The sequence below is a fragment of the Methylococcus mesophilus genome (genome assembly GCF_026247885.1).
Lineage (GTDB): Bacteria > Pseudomonadota > Gammaproteobacteria > Methylococcales > Methylococcaceae > Methylococcus > Methylococcus mesophilus.
This window is the reverse complement of the sequence record NZ_CP110921.1, coordinates 2,793,107-2,809,818: the sequence shown is the minus strand read 5'-3', so window position 1 is coordinate 2,809,818 and position 16,712 is coordinate 2,793,107. Positions and strand designations below refer to the sequence as shown.

General features: G+C 57.6%; 17 protein-coding genes, 1 tRNA gene and 2 pseudogenes. 13 read left to right on the top strand and 7 right to left on the bottom strand.

Translation table 11 applies throughout. The annotated features are described in order from the left end of the window. Positions 1-135 precede the first annotated feature (135 nt). The 4 genes from OOT43_RS13310 (at position 136) to OOT43_RS13295 (ending at position 4,008) form a co-directional block, all read left to right on the top strand. Positions 136-1,299, top strand: a complete 1,164-nt coding sequence (locus tag OOT43_RS13310; protein WP_266021064.1) for a GGDEF domain-containing protein — start codon at positions 136-138, stop codon at positions 1,297-1,299. A 434-nt stretch (positions 1,300-1,733) separates the two neighbouring features. Then, positions 1,734-1,925, top strand: a complete 192-nt coding sequence (locus tag OOT43_RS13305; protein WP_266021063.1) for a type II toxin-antitoxin system RelE/ParE family toxin — start codon at positions 1,734-1,736, stop codon at positions 1,923-1,925. A gap of 78 nt (positions 1,926-2,003) precedes the next feature. Further along, a complete protein-coding gene (locus tag OOT43_RS13300) occupies positions 2,004-2,360 on the top strand; it encodes a HigA family addiction module antitoxin (protein WP_266021062.1) in 357 nt (118 codons plus the stop codon). 142 nt (positions 2,361-2,502) lie between these two features. Beyond that, the gene (locus OOT43_RS13295) at positions 2,503-4,008 is read left to right on the top strand and encodes a glycoside hydrolase family protein (protein WP_266021061.1); all 1,506 of its coding nucleotides are present in this window, start codon (positions 2,503-2,505) and stop codon (positions 4,006-4,008) included. Positions 4,009-4,169: 161 nt separating this feature from the next. Here the strand turns inward: OOT43_RS13295 and OOT43_RS13290 are convergent, their stop codons facing one another. Next, on the bottom strand, positions 4,170-4,706 hold the full coding sequence (locus tag OOT43_RS13290) for a J domain-containing protein (protein WP_266021060.1): 537 nt from the start codon (positions 4,704-4,706) through the stop codon (positions 4,170-4,172). Between the two features lie 520 nt (positions 4,707-5,226). On the opposite strand from OOT43_RS13290, the pseudogene OOT43_RS20700 reads away from it, so the two are divergent. The 6 genes and pseudogenes from OOT43_RS20700 to OOT43_RS13265 form a co-directional block, all read left to right on the top strand. After that, positions 5,227-5,368: pseudogene (locus OOT43_RS20700) on the top strand (IS256 family transposase); the annotation flags it as partial. A 547-nt stretch (positions 5,369-5,915) separates the two neighbouring features. Further along, complete coding sequence (locus OOT43_RS13285; RefSeq protein ID WP_266024916.1) at positions 5,916-6,203, top strand: HigA family addiction module antitoxin; 288 nt, start codon at positions 5,916-5,918, stop codon at positions 6,201-6,203. A gap of 4 nt (positions 6,204-6,207) precedes the next feature. Next, a complete protein-coding gene (locus OOT43_RS13280; protein ID WP_266021059.1) occupies positions 6,208-7,029 on the top strand; it encodes a transglutaminase-like domain-containing protein in 822 nt (273 codons plus the stop codon). A gap of 105 nt (positions 7,030-7,134) precedes the next feature. Further along, positions 7,135-7,551, top strand: coding sequence for a phosphate-starvation-inducible PsiE family protein (locus tag OOT43_RS13275; RefSeq protein ID WP_266021058.1), 417 nt, complete (start codon positions 7,135-7,137; stop codon positions 7,549-7,551). A gap of 240 nt (positions 7,552-7,791) precedes the next feature. Next, the gene (locus OOT43_RS13270) at positions 7,792-8,046 is read left to right on the top strand and encodes a hypothetical protein (RefSeq protein WP_266021057.1); all 255 of its coding nucleotides are present in this window, start codon (positions 7,792-7,794) and stop codon (positions 8,044-8,046) included. A gap of 469 nt (positions 8,047-8,515) precedes the next feature. Beyond that, positions 8,516-9,621, top strand: a protein-coding gene (locus OOT43_RS13265) for an IS3 family transposase (protein ID WP_394358012.1) whose coding sequence is annotated in 2 segments (ribosomal slippage) — positions 8,516-8,774 and positions 8,774-9,621 — 1,107 coding nt in all. Because the reading frame shifts where the segments join, the coding sequence is not laid out codon by codon here. A 342-nt stretch (positions 9,622-9,963) separates the two neighbouring features. Here the strand turns inward: OOT43_RS13265 and OOT43_RS13260 are convergent. Continuing rightward, a complete protein-coding gene (locus OOT43_RS13260) occupies positions 9,964-10,209 on the bottom strand; it encodes a GlsB/YeaQ/YmgE family stress response membrane protein (RefSeq protein ID WP_266021055.1) in 246 nt (81 codons plus the stop codon). A gap of 152 nt (positions 10,210-10,361) precedes the next feature. Continuing rightward, positions 10,362-10,973, bottom strand: a complete 612-nt coding sequence (locus tag OOT43_RS13255) for an SLATT domain-containing protein (RefSeq protein WP_266021054.1) — start codon at positions 10,971-10,973, stop codon at positions 10,362-10,364. Between the two features lie 885 nt (positions 10,974-11,858). On the opposite strand from OOT43_RS13255, the pseudogene OOT43_RS20605 reads away from it, so the two are divergent. Further along, positions 11,859-12,254 (top strand): annotated as a pseudogene (locus OOT43_RS20605) (site-specific integrase); the annotation flags it as partial. A gap of 16 nt (positions 12,255-12,270) precedes the next feature. Here the strand turns inward: OOT43_RS20605 and OOT43_RS13250 are convergent. Both OOT43_RS13250 and OOT43_RS13245 read right to left on the bottom strand, forming a co-directional pair. Then, positions 12,271-12,346, bottom strand: a tRNA-Phe gene (locus OOT43_RS13250). Positions 12,347-12,393: 47 nt separating this feature from the next. Further along, positions 12,394-13,587 (bottom strand): PQQ-dependent sugar dehydrogenase, encoded by a 1,194-nt coding sequence (locus tag OOT43_RS13245; protein WP_266021053.1) that lies wholly within the window; start codon positions 13,585-13,587, stop codon positions 12,394-12,396. Between the two features lie 219 nt (positions 13,588-13,806). On the opposite strand from OOT43_RS13245, the gene OOT43_RS13240 reads away from it, so the two are divergent. Both OOT43_RS13240 and OOT43_RS13235 read left to right on the top strand, forming a co-directional pair. Next, complete coding sequence (locus tag OOT43_RS13240) at positions 13,807-14,229, top strand: YeeE/YedE family protein (protein WP_266021052.1); 423 nt, start codon at positions 13,807-13,809, stop codon at positions 14,227-14,229. A 6-nt stretch (positions 14,230-14,235) separates the two neighbouring features. Next, positions 14,236-14,721 (top strand): DUF6691 family protein, encoded by a 486-nt coding sequence (locus tag OOT43_RS13235; protein ID WP_266021051.1) that lies wholly within the window; start codon positions 14,236-14,238, stop codon positions 14,719-14,721. 81 nt (positions 14,722-14,802) lie between these two features. Here OOT43_RS13235 and OOT43_RS13230 read toward each other — a convergent pair whose 3' ends face one another. Beyond that, positions 14,803-15,708 carry an NAD(P)-dependent methylenetetrahydromethanopterin dehydrogenase gene (locus OOT43_RS13230; protein WP_266021050.1) on the bottom strand — a complete coding sequence of 302 codons (906 nt, stop codon included), beginning with the start codon at positions 15,706-15,708 and terminating at the stop codon, positions 14,803-14,805. A gap of 90 nt (positions 15,709-15,798) precedes the next feature. Further along, positions 15,799-16,704 (bottom strand): NADP-dependent methylenetetrahydromethanopterin/methylenetetrahydrofolate dehydrogenase, encoded by a 906-nt coding sequence (locus OOT43_RS13225; protein ID WP_266021049.1) that lies wholly within the window; start codon positions 16,702-16,704, stop codon positions 15,799-15,801. Positions 16,705-16,712 lie beyond the last annotated feature (8 nt).

The following is a 16,712-nucleotide window of genomic DNA, read 5'->3' as shown; positions in this document are numbered from 1 at the left end:
CTCTTTTGCCGGTGCTCCGTTCGCGGCCCGCCCCGAAGCGCCTTCAAAATCCGATCTCACGCCCGCGCGCCGCTATGCGCGTCGGCAAAAAAGCAGCAGACTAGACTACCCTCCCGACCCCAGGCGGATCCGGTCGTGATCGATATCTTTACCCTGTTGGCCATCATTGCCCTGGTTTGCTATGGCAAGGCCGGCGTCATCTTTCTCATCGCTTCGCAATATCCGCCCCGGCTTATGCGCGCCATGCGTTGCTGGGCTCTGGGTGTGCTGATGATGGGCACGGATTTCGGATTGCTCGTGCTGTCGGACCTCGGCATCGTTCCCGAACCGCTGGTGATGGGGAGCGCCGTGACGGTCGGTGTGGGCGGAGCCTTGCTGGTGTTCGTGGCGGTGCAGGAAATTCAGGAGCGTCCCTATAGCAAGACCGCCTTGGCTGTGCCGGTTCTCTTGACCGCAGCCATAAACGCCTATCTCCTCTACCTGGGCGGCTCCGAGCTGCGCATCGTCATCAACAGCGCCATCTCGGCCGTGGTGACATTCCTGATCGCCTTCGCTCTTCTGCGTTCCGCGCCGCAGTCGGGCCGGTCGATTTACCGGGTCACAGGAACCTTGACGATGGTCGTCGGCCTGGTCTGGGGCATGCGCAGCGCAAACCCACTGTTCCTGTATCATCCGATTCTGAGTCCGCTGAGCGGCAACTGGCTGCAGCAGGTCACGTTTGCCGTACTTTTGGTCGGTACCGGGATCATCTCTTTGTGCTTCGGCCTCATCTTCGCGGAAGAACTCAACGCCGAACTGCACCAACTGGCATCCTTCGACGCGCTTACCCGCATCTACAACCGGCGTGCTTTTGAAGATCTGGCCGGCGACGAACTTGCCCGAGCACGCATCAAGCGCGAACCCGTCTCCCTGCTCATGATCGACATCGATCACTTCAAGCAGGTGAACGACCGATTCGGCCATGTGGCGGGCGATGTCGCCCTGCACAGGATCGCCGAAATCATGGCGGACTGCCTGCGCCGTATGGACCTGTTTTGCCGATATGGTGGCGAAGAATTTTGCGCGCTGCTTCCCGCGACGCCCCGAGAAGAAGCGACCGCCATCGCCGAGCGCCTGCGGGTCGCGGCAATGGAAGCCCGCCTCCGTTACGGTGAAAAGGAAATCCCGCTCACAGTGAGCATAGGTGTCGCTTGTATAGATCAGCCGCCGTTCGACTTAACCGCCATCAAGCAGCATGCCGATCGGGCTCTTTACACCGCCAAGCACACAGGCCGTAACCGCGTTGCCGTTGCCGGATAAACCGGCTCGCCCGTTCGGGACCCGCAAATCTGCCGGCCGTTCTCCAACTGCCGCCCTGAGCGGCTGTCGTCTTGCCGATATCGACCGGGACAAGTTCGACGAACGGATTCGGGCCAGGAAGACGAGTGGGGTGGCAAATGCCACGGACAACCGTATGCATGCAGTGGCCCGCTCCATCCTGCGGACGCAGTACAGGCGTGGGAATGCAGGATCGGATGCCCCAGTTTCGCCGTTTGCTTGAGCCCAAGCAGCGTATTCGGCTCTCGACACATGAAGAAGCGTATTTGGCTTCTGGCGGAACTTCCACCGCATCGGTCCACCATTGAACGAGGGCCTTGCTCGCTGACGAAGTGACCGCCTGAGCTCGACGGCTCCGCAGCAAACATCGCCTGAAACGGTTGACGTATTACGCCGACCGTAATATTGTCCCTCGCATGATAAGGACCTTCGCCGAAAAAGCCACCGATGCCGTGTTTGCCGGCGAAAGAGTCCGCAAATACCCGGCCAAACTGCTCCAAATGGCCCGGCGGATACTGGCTTGGCTGGACCGGGCCGAACGGATCGAAAGCTTGAAGGTTCCACCCGGCAACCGCATCGAAGCTCTGGGCGGCGATCGGAACGACTAATCGCGTATCTGCTTCCGGTTCGAAGACGGCCACGCCTACGACGTAGAATTCATCGACTACCACTGACAAGGTAAGCGCATGACCATCCGCATTGAAGAAATCAACGCCCTCGACTTCTGCGACGTGGCCGACCCCCACCTGGGAAAGCTTGCGCCCATCCATCCCGGTGAAATCCTGCGCGAAGAGTTCTTGAAGCCCTTAGGACTCAGCGTGAACGCCCTGGCCCAAGCGTTAAGAGTGCCCGCCACCCGCATCCATGAAATCGTCAAAGAACGCAGAGGCATCACCCCGGACACCGCATTGCGCCTGGCCCGCTACTTCGGAGGAGACGCCCGGATGTGGCTGAACCTCCAGGCCAACTTTGACTTGAAGATGGCCGCTCGGAGCTCCTGCATCGAGCGGGAAGTGATTCCGCGCGAATCGACCGCCGCTTAACCAAACGGAAAAGTCGAATATCTTGCGATGTGCTTCATATTTCAGCGCACGCTACGCGGTTCCCAGAAGAATGGGTGTACGCGCGAAGTCATTTTCATTATTCTCAGCATCCTTCACTCTTGAAATACAGGAGAAACCCGCCGTGTCAGCCCGCATTACCAAGCCGCATCTGTTAGTCCTCGGATTAAGCTTCGTCCTTGCATCCACGCTGAGCGGTGAAGTCTCCGCCGCAAGGGCGAAAGCAAGAGCGAAAATTCCTCCTGCTTGGATCGGTCTGATCGGAACCGACTACAACCCCAATCATTACGCGTCGGGAAGCCCGTTCAATGCCCATGATGTGTTCTACGTGGGTAGCAACGCCGCGTTCAAGCCCATAACCAACGTTTATGCGGAACTTTCGCAATTGAAAGCTGCCGGGTTCAACACCGTTCGTTCCTATCAGACGGATCCATACTCCTGGATCGAAATCATTCAGAGTGCGAATGCCTTGAGTATGTCCGTGATTTATGAAGCCGTAATTCCCATGGACGGCAACCAGGACAGCATCAACGAGGCCGAAACCGTCTTGAATAACGTGATCGGCGCAGTCGGAACAACAACATTTCAGAATGTCGTAACCCTGGTGCTTGCCGGTCACGAGAATTACAACGGCGCGAACGTAGACTATCTGATCGATGCCGTACAAGGACTGCAGACGACGCTTGCCGCCGCAAATCTCGGAAAGATACCGGTCAGTTCGGCCCTGGTCAGCGGTGATCTCGTTTCCCCGCCGCCTAACGGCGATATAGAAAGGCTGGTCGCAAGCTACTCGGCAGCCGCTCCATTGGCCTTCGACCCCTACCCGTTCCAATGGGGCACCTGGCCAGCCGACCAAGCCGTCACCAACGCCACGCTTACAAATTCAATCGCATGGGATTACTCACAAGTGAAATCCCAGAGTTTTTATACGCCACCACGCCCCATCCTCATGGCGGAGACTGGTTGGGCAACTGCGGGAACCGGGCAGTATGCCAACTACTATTGTTATCAGCAGCAAAACTGCAAGCCGGGCGTAACCAACGCGGCAACCTACCTGCGTGCGCTATACGGCTTCGTCAAGAATCCCCTCAACACAGCCGGCGCCTTGGTCTTCGAAGCGTACGACGAACCCGCGAAAGATCCCTCCCACCCAAACGACGCCGAAAATTTCTATGGCGTCTTCGATGCCAACTGCAAGCTCAAGAATTCTAATACGAACCTCCTGCCTAACACGGTTTTCGTGCCGGGCGTCAACCTCGGCTGCCAGGGATTCACACAAGGGGTTTATTTTTCCGTCGCCGGAACTCAGCCGGGCAGCACGACGAATCAGCCACCGTTCATCGTCACGATGCAGCAGACCAATCCATCGACCTCGCGGCCTGCCAACATGACCGTGACGGTGCCGAATCAGGATCGCTCGAACCTCAGCGTTACCCCGTGGCCGTATTTCTTGATCTTCGATGGAGCCACGGTGACCATTACGGGGCAGACCTCCGGTGCATCCTGCACCTTCACCGCCGCCGTGAGTGCCCCGAACGCACCGACCTGGACGCGTACCAGCTGCAGCAACCCAAATTATTTGGTCAACTGCTCTGGGAGTGTGTGCTACCTGCCGTGGAACAATTTTTGAGCCCATCGGCTAGAGGACCGGGTGGCTAACCTGCTACGAAACAAACGCTATAAGGGTTGAACGGGGAGCAGGTTCCCGTTCCTTCCGCGGTAGTCGACTATTGCGAACGCGCCGCTTAAGCTCAACGGTGCGTTCATGCTTCGGCCGACACCCCATGCCGGCTACGAAATGCGCTCGAGCAACGCGTTGCGCGCTTCCGTAATCAGAACAAACCGGTCGTGGCTGCCTCCGACGTCGGGATGCACCTTCTGGGCGAGCCGCCGATAAGCCGCCTTGATCTGGGATGGCTCAAGCGTTCCGTCGATCGGTAGCTTTAATGTCTCTCGGTATCGCCTCTCGTCGAAATCCTGCCGGGGGCTTCGGCGTCTCCTCCGGCCTTCCCTGAATCGCCCATGGCCCGCGTTCAGTCGCTCCTCCGCCGCACGGCGTCTTTCGTAGGCCTCCCGACGCAACTCCACTTGATCGTCTCGCCATCGCTGGCGTGACATCACGATACAAGCAGCGAAGGCGACCCGGCCGCGTGTCTCCAACTCATCGAGGCTGAACGGGCCCAACATCTCGAAAGGCGGGTCCATCCAGGCGCGTCGGCCGCCCGCGTCGACCTCGATCCGGCCGATCGTCGCCGTCATGAGGATGCCGGAACCGCCGTTCCATATGACCCATTGCTCTTTATCCGCAGGCCGCGGGCTGTCATGCATGAGCTATCTCCTGGCACGTCGCCGTGAAGTGACCACGGGTTGACGCAGGGGCTTCACCACTCGGCATCGGCCTGGAGATCACTGCACTCTTGAGAGGAATTGATGTAAACGCCACAGGGATAGCCCATCTGGAAGGGATTTTAAGAGGATGTCCCAATCGGCAAGCAAATTGCGCACCGATGATATGGCTACACCGACATCCAGCACCATCCGCCGTCCAACCCGGCAATGAATCGGCCGCACCACGGCAAGCTGGTTAGCGCCACGTCAGCCCCGCCGAATCGATCAATTCCAAGTTTGCACGCGGGAGGTACTCCGCGCTTTCATCTGGTGCGGTTGAGACACTTGCGCTGGTACTGCACGCCCGTTGGTCCGTGCGCTTCAGGCTCCAGCGGGTAGCGTCCAGGGAGGCGGTGTAAGTTGAGGGTCGGAGATGGGAGGCCATCGAGAACTGCGGTAAGGTTGACAGTGCGAAAGACCACCTGAACGTGGAGACAGCGATGGCCGAAGAAAGCATGGCATGGAATGTCTGGAGAGCTTGGAACAACAGGGTGGCGAGGATTTTTGCGGTCCCTGGGAGAGGTTTCGAACCGGCTTGGTGCGGGGAAGCATGAGCGGAGCGAGGGCCGCGAGGTTACCGGGAGCGGCCGCTGCACACGCGTCGGGCTGGCTGAGAGCTTTACCGGGCCGACCCGAAAAGTCGTTACGACATGGCTACGCAAGGAGCAATAAAAAGGCTTGCGTGATAGCAAGCCTTTAAAAATCCTATGCTTTCTGGTGGCCAGGGACGGAATCGAACCGCCGACACGGGGATTTTCAGACACTAGCCCGGCAAAAGCAAACTTTAAAATCAACAAGTTAAACATATACGCCCCGCGCAAACGTGACCCAAGTTGACACAGGAAGCCATCCGACGACCAGCGTTAGTCACGATTTGGTCACGCTATAGTGCGCTTCATGATTCGTGTCCTGCGCAGATTTCAACCCAAGGCCCGCAACACCGCCCCCGGTCCTGTCTTCTTGCACTCAGGTGATCCCATCCCTATGATGACCAAGCAGTCCCCGAGCTATTTCTCTCCCGGCTTACAGCCGATGACGAACTCGGAGTTTGTCGTTTCAGGGGCGCCAGTGCGCGGTTTCAATGAAACGGCAGGTGGCTTCTCTCGGTAATCCCAGGCTTCCGAGGAGCATCATGGCACGCATCCCCCCATCCACCCCGGCGAACAACTCACCGAACAACTCGAAGCGCTGGACATGAGCGCCGCCGAACTCGCCTGGCAAATCCAGGTGCCCACCAACAGGACCACCAAGATTCTCAACGGCCAGCGTTCCATCACCGGAGATACCGCCCTTCGCCTCGGCCAATTCTTCGGCACCAGCGCCGAATTCTGCCTCAACCTGCAAAAGCTTTACGAACTGCGCCGGGCCGAACAAAAAGCTGGGGGGTGCGACACCGAACCTGGTCGCTTGCAATACCGCAGAACCAGCGTGAAATAGGCCAATGATGCAACTCCGTGTCGGCTATGAATTGGTCTACGACTGTCCCCAACCGACGCCCATGGTCCTGACGGTACACATCCACTTCACACGCGCCTTTGACATCGTCATCCCTGACCGCATTCTCACCCTCCCATCGATCCCGATCACTGCCTATCGTGATCTCTTCGGCAACTGGTGCAGCCGTATCGTCGCACCGAAGGGCCAAACCCGGATATCAGCGGAAGCACTCGTGAACGACTCAAGGCAGAGCGATATTGTTGCCCCTTGGCTTGCACAACGCGCAGTGCAAGACCTGCCCGAGGACACCCTCTTATTTCTTTTGGGAAGCCGTTATTGCGAAACTGATCGACTCTCCCAAACGGCTTGGGACCTTTTCGGCGCATCGTCTACCGGCTGGGGTCGCGTCCAAGCGATTTGCGATTTTGTCCATCAACATGTCGTGTTCGGTTACGAACATGCCCGGCCTACACGGACAGCCTGGGAGACCTTCAACGAGCGGACCGGTGTATGCCGTGACTTCGCGCATCTTGCCATTGCACTCTGTCGCTGTATGAATATTCCAGCGCGCTACTGTACAGGCTACTTGACTGACATCGGCGCACCCCAACCCTACAGCCCGCCGGATTTCGCGGCCTGGTTCGAAGCGTACCTTGACGGTGACTGGTATACCTTTGACCCGCGGAATAATGTACCCCGCATCGGCCGCGTATTGATAGCGCGTGGTCGAGATGCTGCCGATGTAGCGATTAGCAATACGTTCGGCCCCAATACCTTGAAGGGTTTTAGGGTTTGGGCAGAAGAAGTGAGTGTCGAGGCTCTGTGACGGGGCACGCAGCATAGGACTGTTACGTTCCGATCCACCGGGTGAGCGGAAGAATCTTAGAACTCTCCGCGCGTCGCCGTATCCCTAAATCCGGAAATCAGACTCATGTTGAACATCATCGAGAGAATTGAACGGTATGTGGTCTATATCCTGGTTTTCCTGCTGCTCATATCCATCATCCTCGGCACCGCTGATTTGAGCTGGGTCCTCTTAAAAGGGATCTACAACGCTCCTCATATGCTGATCGAAGTCAACACGCTCTTCGACTCCTTTGCGCTCTTTCTCGTCATCGTAGTCGGATTAGAATTGTTGAAATCGATAAAAAGCTATCTCGTGCGCGGCTCCATTAACCCTGCGTTCGTGATAGAAGTCGCCATTATTGCACTTGGCAATAAGCTCATTACTCTGGATCTAAAACATACGGCTCCGGAGCTTCTCTTCGGCATAGCAGCAATCCTACTAGGTTTATCTGTAACTTATTTTGTGCTCAAGAGATCCGGCGACCCGGCAGCATTTAGTTGAAAACCCATCAAAGACGCTTCCGAGGCAACATAATTTGACAATCCAGATATGCACTTCAACATGTCAAATATATGAGCCTCAAACATCCGCATTCCGTCTATCAACCATGCCGGCGGCACTACAAAATTGTGTCAAAATGAAACAAGGATTTGCTTTTTTGCCATTGTTTATTCCTGGAAAACCGTATAGACTCCAAACAAATCACGCACTGCGGCGATTTATTTTGGAAGGCACCCCCGTATGAACACCGTTCAAGTTCACCCCGCGCCGGTTGTCCATCTATTTTCACCGGCTTTTCTAGACGTTTCGAGCTACATCGCCGGCATAAAAGCACCCTTCACGCTCAAAGATATTCGAGGGTTCAACGACGCGTACAAGGAAGCGTACCCATCCCTTAGCCGGGAGGAAAAACGTCGAATCGAAATATTCGTCGATACAATGATTGAAGGTGTCGCCGAAAAGAAATTTGCAAGCAAGATCTTCGGGGTAGTCTAAGCCTAGACTGAAATATGATTGGTGATTGCTTGACATAAAACTCGTGCAAATAGGTCAGGAAACCCGCCATCAATCCACCGATGTTCAAATTGCGTATCTCAGATTTCCTCCCCTTTTTCCTTCCATTAGCTCGTTGAATCCGTATTGGGCTGCTAACCGAACCTGATATCCGGACAGATTCAAAGTTCGATGAGAGATTGTTTTCAGTCCCGTGAACACGTCCTAGATGCTTTACCTCCTGCTGACACAGGAGATGACTGCACCCTGAAAGCGATATCACGTTCCTTTTCGGAGAACCGCAATGCGAAGAAATGGAACAATAGCTGTTATAGTCCCTCCTCACGGCTTAGTTGCGATTGCAACTGAAGATGACGGCTACACAATCATTGAACTCTTGCCGGAGTGGGACTGACCTGCTCCCCGAGATTAGTCCGGTCGTGATGTAGAGTCTGCCTCGATAGGAGGCAGCATGAAGAAGCGTTTCACCGAAGAACAGATCATTGGCATCCTGAAGGAAGCCGAAGCCGGCCTAAAAGTAGCGGAGCTGTGCCGCAAGCACGGGCTCAGCGAGGCGACGTACTACAACTGGAAAGCGAAATACGGCGGCCTGACAGTGTCGGATGCGCAGCGGCTCAAGGCACTGGAGACCGAGAATGCCCGGCTCAAGCGCCTGCTGGCGGAGGCGATGCTGGACAATGCTGCGTTGAAAGAGGTTGTAGGCCGAAAGTGGTAAGCCCACAAGCCAAGAGGGTGGCGGTCTCCCATCTGATGACAAAGCACCAGATGGGCGTCACGCGGGCTTGTGGGCTGATCGGTATTTCTCGGTCGCTGTATCGCTACGAAGCTAAGCGGCCAGCAGACCAGGAGCTCAAGGAACGACTGTGCGAATTGGCAGCGCAGAAGCGGCGCTATGGGTATCGCCGGCTGCACGTGCTACTTTGCCGAGAGGGTTGGGAAATCAACCGAAAGCGCACCTATCGCGTGTATCACGAGGCCGGCCTGATGGTCCGCAAACGAAAGCGGAAGCGCATTGCCGGCGTGGAGCGCCAAATCAAGGTCGCGCCATCGGCGCCTAACGAGAGTTGGTCTATGGACTATGTTTCGGACGGTTTGGCCGATGGTCGGCGGCTGCGGTGCCTGAATATCGTCGATGACTTCACGAAGCAGTGCTTGGCCATCGAAGTCGATACTTCGCTGCCTGGCAGACGTGTAGTCGGTGTGCTGCAACGGCTGGCAGAGATCCGCGGATTGCCCAAATCAGTCACCGTCGACAACGGCCCCGAGTTTGCCGGCAAGGCTTTGGATGAATGGGCCGATAGCCAAGGACTGTGCTTGAGCTTCATCCAGCCAGGTAAGCCACAGCAGAACGCCTACATCGAAAGCTTCAACGGCAAATTCCGGGATGAATGCCTGAACGAGCATTGGTTCGTCTCGATGTGCCATGCTCGCCAAGTCATTGAGGAGTGGCGTCGAGAATACAATGAGCAACGCCCCCACAGTTCGTTGGCTTACCTGACGCCAGATCAGTTTGCAGACACATTTTTAACCGCAGACTCTATGTCCGTTTCGGACTAAATCGGGGAGCAGGTCAGGACCTCGAGATCGGAGACGCCATCTCCTGGGCGAACGGCGATGCTTTAGGCGACGAAGTCTACGAAAACCTTACGAAGGGCACTCAAGCGACGGTTTACGTGCAAACACATGGAATAAGCAAAACGGGCCTACGGCAGTACTTATTCAGGCCATAATCAAGGTTCGCACGAGCTGCAAGCTTCCTCCTTCTAGCGTTGAGCCGGGATTCTCACGGTATCGAGCTCCCCTGTTCTTGATTGATGGGCTTCGTACCTCCGCCTGTTGAGGCGTACTGGCTGCCTAAGCTTGAACGGCGAGCCTCATCCTGCAGCGCCCCAATGCGGGCTAAGGTTTCTTGATCACGTGTAGCAGAAGCAAGAATGTAATGGCGCCAACCGTAGCGACGGTCAATTTGCCTAAAACGCCACTGCCAGTAGACACACCTAGCACATCGAATAGAACGCCGCCAATCACTGAGCCAAACACGCCTACAATAATGTATCCGATGACACTAGACCCGCCGCCTGTGATCAATCGCCCTGCCAGCCAACCGGCGGCGAGACCAATTAAGATAAACCAAATGGCTTCCATATACTCTCCTGGTCTATAAGTCCGAAAACTCTCAAAAGAAATTGACCCTATACGGGCTGTCCTTGTTCCGTCTTATTCCTCGCAAAGATCCAACATCCGAGTGAAGGGAGTCGTGCTTGATACGCTTCCTCCGCCAGTGGATATTACTCGGGCTACGTGGCCTGCCGCTCACTGTTTTCCGCATCGTGTTTCTGCCACGAATGTATAGCCGTCGCTTCGAGATCCAGAATAGAACGGACTTCCAGCCGGTTTGGCACGGTCGGTGCCTCAAGGTTGAGCTCGTCCCAGCGTTCGCGCAACTTATTGCACCACTCCCCAAGGGCGGTCTCGTCTTTAGGCGGGATAACTAGAGACTGATCAAGGGCGTTGAACAAGGCTTGGTAACGGGCGCTTGCATTCCGGTGATTCTCAGCCTGCTCCGAATATTTTAAGAAAGTCTGCAATGAAGAAAGGATTGCCACAAGCAGCGCAATCAACCCGACGACCATTCTTATCCATAAGTCGGGGTCTCGGTTGACTGTGAAAAACACATAGGTAGCGATTAGCATCGCCATTACGATTGCCGGGACACCCAATAAATAGTTCAAGCGCCTAATTTTGGTTGATAACTGGTAATGAGTGGCCATCATCGTACCAATCTCATCACGCCAGGATTTCAATAGGGTTCTTTGATCTGGCTTCATGGTTTTACCTCCCAATACAGCGATTTGTCTAGCGGTGCGGTGCGTTGGCGCGGCCCATAAAAAAGCCACCAGGTTCTTCAAGCTGTTATTATATCTGTTGGTTTACCGACAAGCGACGTGATAGAAGTTATCTAATGCGCAACAGGCCGGCCCTGTTTAATAAATCTGACGATTAATTCAATCCTGCAACTTCTTATGATGTCTTAATCAGCAGTTAACCAATTGCCCCTACTGTAAATTCAAAAAGCCTCCCAAAATTACCCCTTCTCCCTCATCTTTCGATCGCCTTCCCGGCTAGCCGACTGCCACGGCTGCTCATTCCCTTTCCCAGTCCTTCTTTACGGCTGACTTGACCCACTTCGGGTAGCGTTTCTCCCAATGATGAGGGAGCAGGTACTTTGAGGTCTTTGTTTCTTGAACGCCTCAATATGGTCCTCGTTCATCTTTGGGTGGCCACTCTCAACGTTCTTCCATTTGTACTCTTCGATTCCTGTCAGCCTCTCCAAGCCGCGTCGGCTGAATCCCTGGAAGGTTCTAATCTCTCGAAGACGGTCTTTGATCATGGATCATAATTGTCGGACATACTAAGAGCTAAGAAAGCAATGCCATATACGAGCCTCCTCACCCCAGCCCTCTCCCAGAGGAAGAGGGGGGGGTACGTGACATTAATTTCTTTATCATTAGTATATGGGCTGGATCAGCTCATATCGGATGATCTTGACACTATCAGTAGATGCTGAGACGAAATGTGGCTTTCCTGGGACACGTTATGGAGTCCAAGCCGATTCGTCAAGCGTTGCCGAAAATTCAAACGGCGTTATGCAGCCAGATCTGAATACCGGATCTTGAGCTGGTTGGGAGAGGGCTGCTCGGGCCGGGATGGAAGAGGGTAGACATCAAGGCGGGGTTGATCCATCTTGAAACGGACCATGCAAAGACTGGTAAACCTCGTCGGTACCGCTTAACCAAACTGCTAGGCAAGCGATTATCAGTCCTGCTCGATTTCGTGCGCGACACTGCTCCGGTAGCACCCGTGTGTTTTGTGACGAAACAGGACAACGGATCGCATCGGTGCGTCGAAGCTTCGCCACTGCATGTCGAAAGGTTGGAATCTCGGATTTCCGGATTCATGATCTTCGGAATACGTGCGCGGCTTGGCTCGTCTCGGCCGGTGTCGCATTGGCGGACGTGCGGGACTTGCTGGGGCACTCCACGGTTAAGATGACCGAGAAATATGCCCACCTCGCGCCAGAAAATATTCGGGCCGCTGTAGCTGTCCTTGATGGGGGGAAGTCACGATCTGGTCACGCAAGTTTTAGCGTCAGATCGTTGGATTGCGGCGATGAAGCTCTAACCGCATGAAGGATAAGAAATTTTCTGGTGGCCAGGGACGGAATCGAACCGCCGACACGGGGATTTTCAGTCCCCTGCTCTACCAACTGAGCTACCTGGCCAGCACAAGAGCTGGTAATTAGACCAGCGAACGCCCCATCAAGTCAAGTCAATTGTGCGAATTGTCGGGAGTCGTTTCGTACCGAATACGGTAGATGGTCCCGGCGTAGTCGTCGGACACATAAATAGCGCCGTCGGGCCCTTCAGCGAGGTCTACCGGCCGACCGATAACGTCCTCGTTGATATTGAAACCGGTGATGAAGGGGCGTTCGGCAATCCGTCCGTTGGGACCGAAGTGCAGCGACACGACTTCGTAGCCCTGCTTTTTCGATCGGTTCCAGGAGCCGTGCAAAGCGACCAAGGCGGCACCGCGGTATTCCTGCGGAAGTTTGGCGCCTTTGAGAAAGGCCATGCCCAGCGGTGCGACATGCGCCTTGAATTCATGTGCGGGCGGAAGGCTTCGCTGGATGTCAACCTCATGCCCCTTGCCGTAATCGGGATCCGCGATGCGGTTGCCGTTGGCATAGGGCCAGCCGTAGAAGGCGCCTTTTTCGATGCGGTTGAGTTCGCACGGCGGGAAATCGTCGCCCAGCAGGTCGCGGCCGTTGTCGGTGCCATAAAGCTCGCGGGTGCCGGGGCGCCAGTCGAAACCAACGGTATTGCGCAGGCCAGAGGCATAGATTTCCCGCTTGGTGCCGTCCGGCTCGAAGCGCAACAGCGTGGCGCGAAGCGGATCGTCTTCGACGCAGACGTTGCAGCTCGACCCCACGGAAACGTACATGCCGCCATCTGGACCGAATTTGAGGGTTCGGCTCCAGTGATTGCCGCCGCCGGGAATGCCGCTGACGACCGTTTCGGGCGCACCGGAGGTCTGCCGCTGGGCCGCGTCGTAGCGGATGCGGACGACGCCGTAGGTCTCGGCGACGTAGAGCCATCCGTTCCAAAGATCGAGGCCGTGAGGTCGGCTCAGCCCAGCCAGCAATTGCTGCCGGCCGTCAGGGTGACCGTCGCCGTCGGCGTCCTTTTCCAGCAGGACGATGGCACCGGCATTCGGCTGGCTGACCAGCAGATCGCCGGTCCTGGTGAAACGCAGCATCCTGGCCCCCGGCAAATCCGCCGCGTAAACCGCGGGGCTGAAGCCGGGAGGGAGGCTGAGGCGGTGGCGCAAAGCCTCCTCGGCCGGGGGCGCCGCGCCGCCGAGCACGGATTTGAGAGGGAAATTGACCGTCAGATGGCCGAACCGCTGCGCCACGACGAGGATCAGCATTGCAGGCAAGACTAGATACCACAAAGCCTTTTTCATGGCTCAAGGCCCTCCGGCAATCGCGGGTTTTCGGCCTTCAAGATAACGCACTTCGCGGCGGAGGGAAAATGAGCGGAAGAAGCCGGCGCGAAGCGCATGATGAAACTCGAATATAAGCAAATCAGAAAAAGCTCTTTGCCTAGTCCCCCCGAGATGCCTATAGTGCCTGCAATATGGAGCCTCCTTTCGGGGCAGATTCAAACTTCGATCTCATCCGCTATGAATATTCAAACCCTCCTGTCGACCCTCGGCGGCGGCGTACTGATCGGATCGGCCGCCTGTGGCCTCCTCTATTTCAACGGCCGCCTGGCCGGTATCAGCAATCTGCTGACGGGGCTGATGCCGCCCGGCACCGGCGACATGCCATGGCGATTCGCCTTCGTGCTGGGGCTGCTGGCTGCCGGGATGCTGTTGCTCGCTGTCTACCCGCAGGCCTTCGGAGCCGCTCCGAGGCCGCTGTGGGTGCTGGGCTTCGGCGGCTTTCTGGTCGGCTTGGGTGCGCAGATCAGCAACGGCTGCACCAGCGGGCATGGCGTCTGCGGGCTGGGCCGGCGGTCCTTGCGCTCTCTGGTCGCGACCCTGACCTTCATGGGCACCGGCATGGCGACCGTGTTCCTTTTCAACCGCCTGAACGGAGGTTGAGCCGGCATGCCGATTGTCAGCGCTTTCCTCTGGGGTTTGATCTTCGCTTTGGGGCTGGGTCTGGCCGGAATGACCCGGCCCGAGAAAATTCTCGGGTTCCTGGACATCGGCGGAAATTGGGATCCCTCGCTGATGCTGGTGATGGGCGGCGCGGTGGGCCTGACCTTTATCCTGTTTCCGCGGATCCTGCGACGCGGTCGCCCTGTCCTGGGCGACCGCTTCGACCTTCCGGTCCGGAAATACGTCGACGGGCGCCTCGTTGGCGGCGCCGGACTTTTCGGGATTGGCTGGGGACTGTCCGGCTATTGTCCCGGGCCCGCCGTGGTTTCACTGGTCACTGCCGATGCCGGCGTCTGGGTGTTCCTCGCCTGTATGTTCGGCGGGCTCGCAGCGGGGCGCTGGCTCAATGCACGGCAGGCCGTGCGGCTGGCAACGCTCGACACCGCTGCCATTGAAGCCGTCCAGCTGCCAGGCTCGGCCGACGGCACCTGATCCCAGCAGGATATTCCGGCAACAAAAAACCCTGCCCATAAAGGCAGGGTTTTTTAGTTCCCCCCCAAGAGAAATCCGCTGTCAGACGATTTCGCGTGCCCGCTCGAACGCAGCCCGAAAATCGAAGAAGACCGGGCTTTCCGACTGCAACAGCAGCGCCAGCAGGTGATTCTGCAGCTGGTATTTCACGTTGCCGACGGCAAGCGCTCCCACGCCGACGGCGCCGGGGCTGTTGACGGCATGCACCAGCGACTCGCCGTTGTGCTTAAGCTTGATCCCTTCGATACCGAGCGGCGGCACCGCATTGACATCGCCGGCGACCTTGAGTCGGTGAGCATCGGCCAGAACCGAAGCGTTCAGCACCTCGACACCGGCCTTGGCGGTGCAGAACACGACGTCCGCATTCGACAAGAGGCGCGCCTTGTCGGCTTCCGAGCCGGCGAAAGTGCCGTGCAGATGTGCACCGCAGCGCTGATTGTATTCGTCGGCCTTGGCCAGCGCGGTTTCGACATTGAAGGGGTCGACGAGGGTCACGTCCGCCCCCGCCAGCGATGCAATGACGCCGGTTGCAATGCCCACGGGACCGGTGCCACCGAACACCACGGCGCGCTGCCCGGCCAGCTCCGCACCATGCTTCAGCTTCAACTGCTTCTCGACCAGCGCCACCAGCGCCGCTGCGGTGGTGAACCCGCCACTGGGATCGGCCAGCACCGACACTTCGAACGGTGGCACCATCGCAGCCCTGGCGGTTTCCAGCATGGTGAGCGCAACCGCCAGATCGCGTCCGCCGATGAAGATGCCGGTCCGCTTCACCCCGGCAGGGCCGCGCGAGAAAATCGCATCCTGGACCAGGCCATGCACCTCTTCCGCCTTGACGTTGCTGTAGGGCACGATGACCTCGAAGCCGGCATCAATCGCCATGTTGATGTCGAACGGGCTGACATGCGGCATGGGATCGAACATGTGGAGGACGGCGCGTTTTTCCATTCTGGGTGGGTCTCGGAAAAAATCAGTAAGAAAGAGGGTGTCGGGCCGCGCCCGGCGAAAAATCCAGCCGGCGCTGCCTCGGGCTGGACTTTAGCCGCCGCGGACGACTTCGCGGGCAATCTCGAAAGCCTCGTTGAATGCCAGATAGACCGGCTTGTCGGTGTTGCGCATCCGCAGCAGCAGCCGGTGCTGGGCCTGGTATTTGACGTTGCCGATGGCCAGCGCACCGATGCCGATGGCCCCGCTCGGCGAACCTTCGATCGGCGTGCCCTTGTGATGGGGCCCCAATCCGGCGATGCCGGACGGCGGCACGGCGTTGACGTCGGCGGCCACCTTGAGCTGGGGCGATGCCGCCAGCAGCTCAGCGCTCAGCACCTGGATGCCGGCGGCGGCGGTAGCGAATACCACATCGGCGGTCTTCAGCAGTTCGCCCTTGTTGGCATCGGCGTCGCCCTCGATGGAGGTCTGGCCTTCACCGAATTCCGCGTTGCAGAGCTCGGCCACTTTCTGGGCCTTTTCGAGCTGGCGTCCGATGATCTTGACCTTGGCGCCGGCGCGGGCCGCCAGCACGGCGGCGATCTGGCCGACCGGGCCCGTCCCGCCAAGTGCCAGCACAGACTTGCCTTCGAGGCCGGTCTGGTGATGCTTCCGCAGCTCGCCCTCGGCCATCGCGACCATCGCCGCGGCAGTCGTGAAGGCGCCGCTCGGATCGGCGAAAGCGGAAATCTCGAACGGCGGCACCATCGATGTCTGGGCGGTGCGCAGCATGCTCATGGCGGTGCCGACGTCGCGTCCGCCGATGAAGATCGCGGTGCGCTTCACGCCGGAGAGGCTGCGCGAGAAGATCGCGTCCTGCACCATGGCGGTGATCTCCCCCGGCTCCAGGTTCGTATAGGGCACCAGGGACAACCAGCCGGCATCGAGCGCCATGTTCGCATCGAACGGGCTCAGATTCTTTTCCGGCGTGAACATGTGCAGGATATAAGGCTTTTCCACGGCGCGCT